Below are 11334 nucleotides of genomic sequence, written 5' to 3' on the forward strand. Positions count from 1 at the left end.
GACGACGATGCGCAGATCCTGCCCCTCGACGAACTCCTCCAGCAGCACGGTCGCATCCTGCCGCCGGGCCTCCTCGATGGCGCGGGTCATGGCGCCCGGGTCGCGCACGTCCACGGTGATGCCGCGCCCCTGTTCACCGCGGGCCGGCTTCACGACGATGCGGCCGTACCGGGCCAGGAAGGCGGCATCGGCGCCCGCATCGCCTGCCACCTGCTGCGCCGGCACCGACAGGCCGGCGCGGGCCAGGACGCGCCGGGTCACCGCCTTGTCGTCGCAGCGGCTCATGGCGACGGCGCTGGTCAACTCGCTCAGGGATTCGCGGCAGACGATGCTGCGGCCCCCGGCGGTCAGGCTGACATAGCCCGCCTCGGCGTCCAGGACCTCGACCCCGATCCCCCGCCGGCGCGCCTCGCGCACGATGATCCCGGCATAGGGGTTCAGCCGGTCCTCCCCGTCGCAGGCGGGACCGATGAACAGCGGCTCGTTGATCGGGCTGCGCGTCTTCACGGCGAAGGCCGGGATGCGGCGGAATCCCAGCTTCTCGTAGAGTGCGATGGCGTGCTCGTTGTCATGCAGGACGGACAGATCCATGAAGGACCGGCCGCGCTCCCGGAACCGCGCCGCCAGCCCGCGCACCAGCCCCTCGCCGATGCCGGGCAGCGAGGCCTGGGGATCGACGGCCAGGCACCAGAGGGAACTGCCGTTCTCCGGATCGGCGAAGGCGCCGTGATGGTCCACGCCGGTGACGCAGCCGAGCACCTGCCCGGTCGCATCGTCCAGCGCCACCAGATGCAGCAGCGCGCCTCCGTTCCGGGATCGCGGGCTGTGCCGGGCCTCCAGCAGGAACGCCGGCGATGGCGCCACCATGCCGCGGCTGGCATGGATGCGGGCGACGGCCTCGGCCTCCGCGGCGGTCTCCAGGGGGCGGAGGGCGCAGCCGGGCGGGCGGCGCTCCTCCGGCATGCCGGGGCCGAGATCCAGCCGGAAGGTGTGCGAGGGGTCGAGGAACAGCTCCTGCGGCGCCAGCGCCAGCGCCACATGCGGGTCCTGGAGGTAGAGCGCGATGTCGCGCTTGCCCGGCTCCTCCGCGCGCAGGCAGCGGACCAGCCGGTCCAGGTCGGTGAAGGTCTGGGCGAAGACCAGCCGCCCCCAGCCGCAGTCGATCCAGGCTTCGGCGCGGGCATCCTCGGGTGCGGTCGCGGCCGGGGATGCCTCGTCCCCAGCCGGCCGGGCGCCGGCGGCGGGGCGGGCGGCAGAGGGCGACAGCGACGGGGGCGAGGGGGGCGGGACATCGGTCCCGGGCATCCGCAGGACACTCATAGGCCATGCTCCTGGAACCAGAATTCCAGCAGGGCGACCTGCCAGAGCTTCGATCCGCGCAAGGGCGTGAGATGGGCTTCGGGATCGGCCAGCAGGCGCTCGACATGGGCCGGATTGAACAGGCCGCGCCGCCGCGCCCGTTCCCCCGTCGCCAGATCGCGCACCCGTTCCAGGAAGGGGCCGCGCAGGTACTTCAGCGCCGGAACGGGGAAATAGCCCTTGGGCCGGTCGATCACCTCGGCCGGAAGGACGCGCCGGGCCGCCTCCTTCAGCACATGCTTGCCGCCACCGGCCAGCTTCAGTTCGGCCGGGATGCGGGCGGCCAGTTCCACCAGTTCGTGGTCCAGGAAGGGGACGCGCGCCTCCAGCCCGGCCGCCATGGTCATGGTGTCCACCCGCTTCACCGGGTCGTCCACCAGCATCACCGTGGTGTCCAGGCGCAGCGCCTTGTCCACGGGACGCTCGGCGCCGGGCCGGGCGAAGTGCGCGGCGACGAAGGCCCGCGCCTCGTCCTCCCCGGACAGCAGGCCGGGGGACAGGATGTCGGCCATCTCCGCCCGGTCGCGGTCGAAGAAGACGCGCGCATAGTCGTCCACCGCGTCGCGGCTCTCCAGCAGCGGCGGATACCAGTGATAGCCGCCGAACACCTCGTCCGCCCCCTGGCCGGACTGCACCACCTTCACGTGGCGGGCGACCTCGCGGGACAGCAGGAAGAAGCCGATGCAGTCGTGACTGACCATCGGCTCGGCCATGGCGCGGACGCAGTCGGTCAGCGCGGGCAGGGCCTCGGCGCTGTCCACGAACAGGCGGGTGTGGTCGGTGCCGAAGCGCCGGGCCACGATGTCGGAATACTGGAACTCGTCACCGGCCTCGCCGCCGACGCTCTCAAACCCGATGGAGAAGGTCTTGAGGCCGGTCTGGCCCTGTTCGGCCAGCAGTGCGGTGATGAGGGAGCTGTCCAGCCCGCCGGACAGCAGCACCCCCACCGGCACGTCCGCCACCGTGCGGCGGCGCACCGCCGTGCGCAGGGCGTCCAGCACCGCCTCCTGCCACTCGGCCGCGCTGCGTCGGGCATCCCCGTCGTGCGGGCCGAAGGTCAGCGACCAGTACGGCGTCTCCCGCCGGGAGCCATCGGGCTCCAGCGTCAGCAGGGTGGCCGGCGGCAGCTTGCGCACGCCCTTCAGGATGGTGCGGGGCGCCGGCACGACGGCATGGAAGCTCATGTAGTGCTGCAACGCCACCGGATCGACGGCGGTGTCGATCCCGCCGCCCGCCAGCAGGGCCGGCAGGGTGGAGGCGAAGCGGAAGGCGCCGTCCACCTCCGCCCAGTAGAGCGGTTTGATGCCCAGCCGGTCGCGTCCCAGGACGGCACGGCCGCTGTCGCGTTCCACGATGGCGAAGGCGAACATGCCGTGCAGCCGCTCGACGAAGCGGTCGCCCCAGGCGTGATACGCCTTCACCAGGACTTCGGTGTCGCCCTTGGAGAAGAAGCGGTATCCCTTCGCCTCCAGTTCGGCGCGCAGGTCGGCATGGTTGTAGATGCAGCCGTTGAAGACGATGGCGAGCCCCAGTTCCGGGTCCACCATCGGTTGCTGCGACGCCTCGGACAGATCGATGATCTTCAGGCGCCGGTGCCCCAGGGCGGCGCGCCCCTGCACATGAAGGCCGTGGCCGTCCGGCCCCCGGTCCGTCATCCGGCCGCTCATGGCGGCAACGGCTGTCACGTTCGGAGGCCCCGCGTCGGCGCCCCGGATCTCCCCACTTATTCCACACATCGGCGGTCAGTTCCCCGGCCGGTTCCAGAAACGGACCATGGCGGCGTTCTGGGCGCCGGCATGGTCTGGCTCGTGACGCGGAACGGCCTCAGGACGGTTCAGCCGGGAGCCTGCCGACCGATGCGGCCGTCCGGAGGCGGTGCCGCGCCGGGGAAGAAACAGCCGAAAGTCGGATTTGTGCCCCGAAAGGTGCAAACGATAGGCGGAAACGATTACAGGGATCGTGACAATCGATTTCACCCTTGATCCGGGTCCCGGTAGGCTGATGGGGTGGATAACCGCCAGGGGCAATGCAGCCATGTCACCGCGCAAGCAAGTCCGCGAGCTGATCGACCGACTGGAGACCGCCGGGGTCCGACTCGAGGTCACCGGCGAGCGCCTTCTCATTCATGGCGATGCCCCGCCGGCCCTGCTGATGCGGGTGCAGCGTCACCGCCGGGCCTTGCTGGCTGCGGCGCGGAGGACCTGACCGATGGATACTCTTGCTTTTCCGCGGGAATGCCCAATCTCTGAACGGTCCTCGGATAGAATCAGGACCATGGCCGATCTCCGCACCCACCCCACCGCCGCCGAAACCCGGCACCGCCCGCCCGGTCATGTGACCGTGCCGGCCCGCCGTATCGGCGTCCTGCTGCTGAACCTCGGCACGCCGGAGGGCACCGACTACTGGTCGATGCGGCGCTATCTCAAGGAATTCCTGTCCGATCCGCGGGTCATCGAGATCCCGAAGCTGATCTGGCAGCCGCTGCTCCAGACGCTGGTCCTGACCACCCGCCCGCAGAAGAGCGGCAAGGCCTACGCCTCCATCTGGAACCGGGAGCGCAACGAATCCCCGCTCAAGACCATCACCCGCGATCAGGCCGACGGCCTGCGCGCCGCCATCCAGGCGCAGTACGGGGAGACGGTGGTGGTGGACTGGGCCATGCGCTACGGCCAGCCGGCCATCCAGCCGGCGGTGCAGCGGCTGAAGGACGCAGGCTGTGACCGCATCCTGCTGTTCCCGCTCTACCCGCAGTACAGCGCCACGACCACGGCGACGGCCTGCGATCAGGCTTTCCGCAAGCTCATGTCCATGCGCTGGCAGCCGGCCATCCGCACGGTGCCCAGCTATCACGACGATCCCGCCTACATCGACGCGCTGGCGCGCTCGGTGGAGCGGCATCTGACAGAGCTGCCGTGGGTGCCGGACATGCTGCTGGTCTCCTTCCACGGCCTGCCCGAGCGCAACCTGGAACTGGGCGACCCGTACTACTGCTTCTGCCTGAAGACGGCGCGCCTGCTGCGGGAGCGGCTGGGCTGGCCGGAGACGCGGGTGCGCCACAGCTTCCAGTCCCGTTTCGGCCGGACCGAGTGGCTGAAGCCCTACACCGACGCGACGGTGACGGCTCTGGCGGAGGAGGGGGTGAAGCGGCTGGCCGTGATCGCTCCCGGCTTCGCGGCCGACTGCGTCGAGACGCTGGAGGAGCTGGACGGTGAGAACCGGGAGCTGTTCCTGGAGCATGGCGGGGAGGCTTTCTCCTTCGTTCCCTGCCTTAACGCCCATCCGGACCATATCGAGATGCTGAAGGGCATCGTGGAGCGGGAGCTGTCCGGCTGGCTGCCCGCGGCGCGTCAGGCGGCCCACCATCCGGTGGTCCATCCCGTGCCCGCCCAGGCCCTGCCGCGACCCTTGCGCGCCGCCCACGGCTGACGCTCCTCCGCGTCCCTTCCGATCCCGGCCCGACGCCCTTCCCCTCGCGGGGGAGGGCGTTGTGCTGTCTGCCACCGGACAGCGGCGAGCCCGATCCCCGGGGACCTGCCCGGCGCCCACCTGTCGGGGGGCTGGCCAGCCTGGTCCCGGGAGGGGCGCAGGCGCCCTCCGCGGACACGCCCCCCTCGCATCCCTTCGGAAGTCTTCTTGACGACCATCGCTCCCTGGATCGGCTCTGCCCTGCCTCCGCTGCGGCAGGCACCGCCAGGACAGGATGAGACGGGGCAGGAAGGAGCGGGATGGAGTTTGAAGGGGCAAAAGGCCGTCTGCCCGCGGAGCCATGGCGCCGGTCCGGTCCCGGGGGCTGCAAAAGCGAAAGGGGACCGGCGCTGCTGCCGGTCCCCCGTCTCTCAACCCAATGCCTGATACTGACCAATGCCTGACGATGAACTCTTTATCGGGCGGCCTCTGGCGGGCCGTTTCCTCCCCTGCTGGTGACGGGCCGGATCACTCCGCCGCCATCGGGGCCGTCGAGCGGCCGAGGGCGCGGCGGACGCCGGCGCCGTAGGCCGGATCGACGCGGTCGAAATGGCCGAGCTGGCGCTCGATGATGAAGTCCGGAACGCCCGCCATGGCGGCGGCGATGTTCCTGAACAGCCGCTCCTTCTGGTCGGGCGTGAACAGGCGGAAGAGTGCGGCGGGCTGGGTGTAGTCGTCGTTGCCCTCGCGGTGGCTCCAGCGGTCGGCGTCGCCCACGAGGCGGAGCGGCGGCTCCGCCACCGACGGGTCCTGGGCCGGGCCGTTGAAGCTGTTCGGCTCGTAGAAGGCGTCGGGGTTGCCCGGATCGTTGCGGAAGAACCGCATCGCGCCGTCCTTGTGGTAGTGGTGGACGGGGCAGCGCGGCGCGTTGACCGGCAGCGCCTCGTAATGCGTGCCCAGCCGGTAGCGGTGCGCGTCGGCGTAGGAGAAGATGCGGGCCTGGAGCATCCGGTCCGGGCTGAAGCCGATGCCGGGCACGATGTTCGACGGGCTGAAGGCGGCCTGCTCGATCTCCGCGAAATAGTTCTCCGCGTTCCGGTTCAGCTCCATCACGCCGACCTCGATCAGCGGATAGTCGGCATGCGGCCAGACCTTGGTCAGATCGAACGGGTTATAGGGCGTCTTCTCCGCGTCCATCTCCGGCATGACCTGCACGAACAGCGTCCAGCGCGGGAAGTCGCCGCCGGCGATGGCGCCGAACAGGTCTTCCTGGTAGGTCTCGCGGCTTCTGCCGATCACCTCGGCCGACTCCTCGTTCGTCAGGAAGCGGTGGCCCTGCCGGGTCTTGAAGTGGAACTTCACCCAGAACCGCTCGCCGTCCGCGTTCCAGAAGCTGTAGGTGTGGCTGCCGTAGCCGTTCATGAAGCGGGGGCTGGGGGGCAGGCCGCGGTCGCTGAACAGGATGGTGAGCTGGTGCAGGCTCTCCGGGCTGAGCGACCAGAAATCCCACATCGCCGTCGGGCTGCGCAGGTTGGTCTGCGGATGCCGCTTCTGGGTGTGGATGAAATCCGGGAACTTCAGCGGATCGCGGACGAAGAAGACCGGCGTGTTGTTGCCCACCAGGTCCCAGTTGCCCTCCTCGGTGTAGAATTTGAGGGCGAAGCCGCGCACGTCGCGCTCGGCATCCGCGGCGCCCTGCTCACCGGCGACGGTGGAGAAGCGCGCCAGCATCGGCGTCGTCTTGCCCACGCTGTCGAAGATGCGGGCACGGGTGTAGCGGCTGACGTCGTTGGTGACGGTGAAGGTGCCGAAAGCGCCCCAGCCCTTGGCATGCACCACCCGCTCGGGGATGCGCTCGCGGTTCTGATGCGCCAGCTTCTCGATGAGCTGCCAGTCCTGCATCAGGACGGGGCCGCGCGGACCCGCGGTGAGGCTGTTCTGATTGTCGGCGACGGGGGCGCCGGCGGTCGTGGTCAGCCGCGTCGTGCTCATGGCCGTTCTCCCTGTGGTTCTGCGGTTGCGCCTGTGGCGAAATGGAGTGTGGCGTTGTGGCGTGTGGCGTTGGAGAAAGGCTAAGGGAGACGGCGCCTACCGGGAAATCGATAGTTGGGATTGTTGCGATAGTTCCTGCCTATCGAATATGCTGTCGGCCTTCGGGTAATGGTGGGACGGAACGGGTTTCGTGAATCTGCGTGATCTCCGCTATGTCGTGGCGATCGCCGAGCATCGCCATTTCGGCCGGGCGTCGGAGGCCTGCCATGTCAGCCAGCCGACGCTGAGCGGTCAGCTCCGCAAGCTGGAAGACCGGCTGGGCGCGCCCCTGTTCGAGCGCACCAGCAAATGGGTGGTCCCCACCGCGCTGGGCCAGCAGGTGGTGCGCCATGCGCGCGCCGCGCTGGAGCAGGCGGACGCGATCGAGGCGCTGGCCCGCGCCGCCCGCGATCCCCTTGCGGGGCCGCTGCGCCTGGGCGTGATCCCGACCCTGTCGCCCTATCTGATGCCGCTGGTGCTGCCGGAGCTGCGCCAGCGCCATCCGGGCCTGACCCTGGTCCTGTGGGAGGACCTGACCGCCAATCTGATCGAGCGGCTGCGCCGGCACGAGCTGGACGCCGCCCTGATCGCCACCGGCACCGACGGCGAGGACCTGATCGGGGTTGACCTGTTCGTCGAGCCCTTCCTGGCGGCCGTGCCGACGGGGCATCCGCTGGCGGCGCGCGACTGGGTGTCGGAGGACGACCTGCAGCGGGCCGACATGCTGGTGCTGGCGGACGGCCACTGTCTGCGCGAACAGGCGCTGGGCGTCTGCGGGGCGCCGCCGCCGGGCGGCGACGATCTGCGCGCTGCCAGCCTGGACACGCTGGTCAGCATGGTGTCCGCGGGCTATGGCTGCACCCTGGTCCCGGCCCTGGCGGCACCGGGGCTGGAGCGCCGCGGGCTGGTGCTGCGGCCGGTGGATTCTTTCGGGGCCTGCCGCACCGTGCGGCTGGTCTGGCGGCCGACCTTCCCGCGCCAGAAGGCGCTGGACGCCCTGGCGGAGCTGGTGCGCAGCGTGGTCCCGGCGGACCTTGCGGACGGCAGTCCCGAGGACTGCGTGAGCAGCCACGCCCTGGCCCGGGACTGACGCGCCGCCGGCCGGAGCCGGTCCGACTCCCCTCCGGTGGGGTTATGATGCCTGTGTCTCCCCGCTGCCGTCCGTGCCGACCATGCCCCTGCTTCCCGTCCTGTCCCCCTCGGGCCGCCTGATCGATCTGGCCCGCCGCGAGATCGTGCTGCTGGCTGCCGTGCTGATCGCGGCGGCGACGCTGCTGCTGTTCCTGGAGGTGGCGGAGTCCGTGCAGGAGGGGGAGACCCACGCCATCGACCGCGCCCTGATGCTGGCTCTGCGCGACCCGGCCGACCCGGCGGTGCCGCTGGGACCATCCTGGCTGCATGAGGTCGGGCGCGACATCACCGCCCTGGGCGGCAACGCCGTCCTGACACTGGTGACGGCCGGATCGACCCTGTACCTGCTGCTGGTGCGCAAGCGGGCGGCGGCGGTCCTGCTGCTGGTCTCGGTGCTGGGGGGCATGCTGCTCAGCACGACCCTGAAGCTGGGCTTCGACCGGCCGCGGCCCGACCTCGTGCCCCACGGGATGGAGGTCTTCACCGCCAGCTTCCCCAGCGGCCATGCCCTGCTGTCCGCCGTCACCTATCTGACGCTGGGGACGCTGCTGGCCCGGTTGCAGCCGCGCCGGCGGCTGAAGGCCTTCTTCCTGGGTGTCGCCGTCCTGATCGCCGGCATGGTCGGCGTCAGCCGGGTCTATCTGGGCGTCCACTGGCCCAGCGACGTGCTGGCCGGCTGGTGCATCGGGGCGGCCTGGGCCATGCTGTGCTGGACGGTGGCGCTGCTGCTCCAGCGGCGCGGCACGGTGGAGCCGACACCCGCCACCCTGCCCGACGACAGTCCCTGACGGCAGCCCCAGACGGCAGCGCCAAGGCCCGAGTCGCGGCCTCGTTCGCGGGGGCATCGCGGCTCGGGACAACCCGGCGCCGGTGCGGCGGAAATGACGCGGCGGCCGGGATTCGGCAGGGGCGGGGGAGCCGCCGCCGCTTGCCGGGCTGCGCCGGTGCCCCCACTTCGCCATCATGTACTGCGCACGATCATGCATGCGGTCAGGCCGGAGGGCGGAACAGTTCTGCTTCCTTAACCATCCCCCGGCAACATGGTGTCGTGCAGACACGGGAGGCTGGTCCGGTGCCGGAAACGGAAGACCCAGGAGAGCCACGCCGTCCCCGCGGGGGGACCGGACCGATCGGAGCGTGCCATGAGCGGCGCGATCCGCGGTGCCCATCCGAATTCCGGGCCCCGGTAGTCCGCCGGGCAGGCTGCACCGTTTTTATCCAGGAGACCGCGAACCTCCCGGGGTTGCCGTCGTTGTCCAGACAGAGGGACGGGACGTGCCGCGCCTGGACCGGCCAGGACCCGGACGTCCCGGCGTCCTCTCTGGCCCGGCGTCCGGTCCGGCCCGGCCGATGCAAAGCAGGAGCCGCGACGTCCACAGGACGGCCCCCGACGGATACCTCCGCGACACGCCCGCCTAGAGGAGAGTGCCCATGAGCCCGGCCGAAGACCTGTTCAGGAGCTATTCCCAGACCTACGAGACCAGACGCGACGTCGAGATGTCGCTCATTGAATATCTCGAAGGATGCCGCGACGACCCGATGATGTTCGCCACCGCCGCCGAACGCATACTGGAGGCGATCGGCGAGCCCGAAGTGGTCGATACGTCGCGCGACGCGCGCATGGCGCGCATCTTCATGAACCGCACGATCAAGATCTATCCAGCCTTCTCCGAATTCTACGGCATGGAGGAGACGATCGAGCGCATCGTCGGCTTCTTCCGCCATGCCGCCCAGGGGCTGGAGGAACGCAAGCAGATCCTCTACCTGCTCGGCCCCGTCGGCGGCGGCAAATCCTCCATGGCGGAGCGGCTGAAGGCGCTGATGGAGGAATGCCCGATCTATGTGCTGAAAGCCGGCGATCAGGTCAGCCCCGTGTTCGAAAGCCCCCTGGGGCTGTTCGACCCCTCGCAGATGGGGGCGGTGCTGGAGGAACGCTACGGCATCCCGCGCCGCCGCCTGACCGGGCTGATGAGCCCGTGGGCGATCAAGCGGCTGGACGAGTTCGACGGCGACATCCGCCGCTTCAAGGTCGTGAAGCTGCGCCCGTCGCGGCTGCGCCAGATCGCAGTGTCGAAGACCGAACCGGGCGACGAGAACAACCAGGACATCTCTTCGCTGGTCGGCAAGGTCGATATCCGGAAGCTGGAGCTGTACCCGCAGAACGATCCCGACGCCTACAGCTACTCCGGCGGCCTGAACCGGGCGAACCAGGGCATCCTGGAGTTCGTCGAGATGTTCAAGGCGCCGATCAAGATGCTGCACCCGCTGCTGACGGCGACCCAGGAAGGCAACTACATCGGCACCGAGAACATCGGGGCGCTGCCCTACCAGGGCATCATCATGGCGCACTCGAACGAGGCCGAGTGGCAGAGCTTCAAGAACAACAAGAACAACGAAGCCTTCATCGACCGCATCTGCGTCATCAAGGTCCCGTACTGCCTGCGGGTGACGGAGGAGCAGCGCATCTACGAGAAGCTGATCCGCGGCTCCGAACTGGCGGCGGCGCCCTGCGCCCCGGCCACGCTGGAGATGCTGGCCCGCTTCACCGTGCTGTCCCGCCTGCGTGAGCATGAGAACTCCAACCTGTTCTCGAAGATGCGCATCTATGACGGCGAGAGCCTGAAGGAGACGGATCCGAAGGCGAAGACCTTGCAGGAATACAAGGACGCCGCCGGCGTGGACGAGGGCATGACCGGCGTCTCCACCCGTTTCGCCTTCAAGGTCCTGGCCTCCACCTTCAACTACGACAACAACGAGGTCGCGGCCGATCCGGTGCATCTCATGTACGTGCTGGAACAGGCCATCCGGCGCGAGCAGTTCCCGGATGAGACCGAGAAGCGCTATGTCGAGTTCATCAAGGCGGAGCTGGCGCCGCGCTATGCCGAGTTCATCGGCAACGAGATCCAGAAGGCCTATCTGGAATCCTACCACGACTATGGCCAGAACCTGTTCGACCGCTATGTCGATTACGCCGACGCCTGGATCGAGGACCAGGACTTCAAGGACCCCGATACGGGCCAGCTCCTGAACCGCGACCTGCTGAACCAGGAGCTGACGAAGATCGAGAAGCCGGCCGGGATCGCCAACCCGAAGGACTTCCGCAACGAGGTCGTGAAGTTCGTCCTGCGCGCCCGCGCCGCCAACGGCGGCCGCAACCCGCCCTGGACCAGCTACGAGAAGCTCCGCGACGTCATCGAGAAGCGGATGTTCAGCCAGGTCGAGGAACTGCTGCCGGTGATCAGCTTCGGCAGCAAGAAGGACAGCGATACCGAGAAGAAGCACACGGAGTTCCTGTCCCGGATGACCCGCCGGGGCTACACGGAGCGCCAGGTGCGCCGTCTGGTGGAATGGTACATGCGCGTGAAGCAGGCAGGCTGACGGCGGCCGGCGGCGGCACGCCTTACCCGA

General features: G+C 69.3%; 8 protein-coding genes (1 of these 8 cut by a window edge). 5 read left to right on the top strand and 3 right to left on the bottom strand.

Going from position 1 to position 11334, the window contains the following annotated elements:
- Positions 1 to 1320: the 5' portion of an N-acetylglutaminylglutamine synthetase gene (gene ngg / locus RC1_RS16960; RefSeq protein WP_184446455.1), read on the bottom strand. 507 nt of this gene lie to the left of the window's left edge; the window shows 1320 of its 1827 coding nt (coding positions 1-1320); it begins with the start codon at positions 1318 to 1320; its stop codon lies beyond the left edge, outside the window.
- The gene (locus RC1_RS16965) at positions 1317 to 3095 is read right to left on the bottom strand and encodes an N-acetylglutaminylglutamine amidotransferase (protein WP_012568675.1); all 1779 of its coding nucleotides are present in this window, start codon (positions 3093 to 3095) and stop codon (positions 1317 to 1319) included. Before RC1_RS16965 ends, ngg begins: the two co-directional genes overlap by 4 nt.
- A gap of 298 nt (positions 3096 to 3393) precedes the next feature.
- On the opposite strand from RC1_RS16965, the gene RC1_RS21880 reads away from it, so the two are divergent.
- Positions 3394 to 3564 carry a hypothetical protein gene (locus RC1_RS21880; protein ID WP_184446457.1) on the top strand — a complete coding sequence of 57 codons (171 nt, stop codon included), beginning with the start codon at positions 3394 to 3396 and terminating at the stop codon, positions 3562 to 3564.
- 69 nt (positions 3565 to 3633) lie between these two features.
- Entirely contained in the window at positions 3634 to 4785 is a 1152-nt protein-coding gene (hemH, locus tag RC1_RS16970) for a ferrochelatase (protein ID WP_012568678.1), read from the top strand.
- Positions 4786 to 5292: 507 nt separating this feature from the next.
- Here hemH and RC1_RS16975 read toward each other — a convergent pair.
- Positions 5293 to 6756 carry a catalase gene (locus RC1_RS16975; RefSeq protein WP_012568679.1) on the bottom strand — a complete coding sequence of 488 codons (1464 nt, stop codon included), beginning with the start codon at positions 6754 to 6756 and terminating at the stop codon, positions 5293 to 5295.
- A gap of 190 nt (positions 6757 to 6946) precedes the next feature.
- Here RC1_RS16975 and RC1_RS16980 point away from each other — a divergent pair, with 190 nt between their 5' ends.
- From RC1_RS16980 to RC1_RS16995, 3 genes are all read left to right on the top strand, one after another.
- Positions 6947 to 7885 carry a LysR substrate-binding domain-containing protein gene (locus tag RC1_RS16980; RefSeq protein WP_012568680.1) on the top strand — a complete coding sequence of 313 codons (939 nt, stop codon included), beginning with the start codon at positions 6947 to 6949 and terminating at the stop codon, positions 7883 to 7885.
- 82 nt (positions 7886 to 7967) lie between these two features.
- Entirely contained in the window at positions 7968 to 8714 is a 747-nt protein-coding gene (locus RC1_RS16985) for a phosphatase PAP2 family protein (RefSeq protein WP_012568681.1), read from the top strand.
- A 643-nt stretch (positions 8715 to 9357) separates the two neighbouring features.
- Positions 9358 to 11304 (top strand): PrkA family serine protein kinase, encoded by a 1947-nt coding sequence (locus RC1_RS16995; protein WP_012568683.1) that lies wholly within the window; start codon positions 9358 to 9360, stop codon positions 11302 to 11304.
- The last annotated feature ends 30 nt before the right edge of the window (positions 11305 to 11334 follow it).

It is taken from the genome of Rhodospirillum centenum SW, assembly GCF_000016185.1.
In the GTDB taxonomy this organism is placed as follows: domain Bacteria; phylum Pseudomonadota; class Alphaproteobacteria; order Azospirillales; family Azospirillaceae; genus Rhodocista; species Rhodocista centena.

Coding starts and splice junctions, on each gene's coding strand:
- RC1_RS16965 (WP_012568675.1), bottom strand. CDS start 3,095: ATGTGTGGAATAAGTGGGGAGATCCGGGGCGCCGACGCGGGGCCTCCG.
- RC1_RS21880 (WP_184446457.1), top strand. CDS start 3,394: ATGTCACCGCGCAAGCAAGTCCGCGAGCTGATCGACCGACTGGAGACC.
- hemH (WP_012568678.1), top strand. CDS start 3,634: ATGGCCGATCTCCGCACCCACCCCACCGCCGCCGAAACCCGGCACCGC.
- RC1_RS16975 (WP_012568679.1), bottom strand. CDS start 6,756: ATGAGCACGACGCGGCTGACCACGACCGCCGGCGCCCCCGTCGCCGAC.
- RC1_RS16985 (WP_012568681.1), top strand. CDS start 7,968: ATGCCCCTGCTTCCCGTCCTGTCCCCCTCGGGCCGCCTGATCGATCTG.
- RC1_RS16995 (WP_012568683.1), top strand. CDS start 9,358: ATGAGCCCGGCCGAAGACCTGTTCAGGAGCTATTCCCAGACCTACGAG.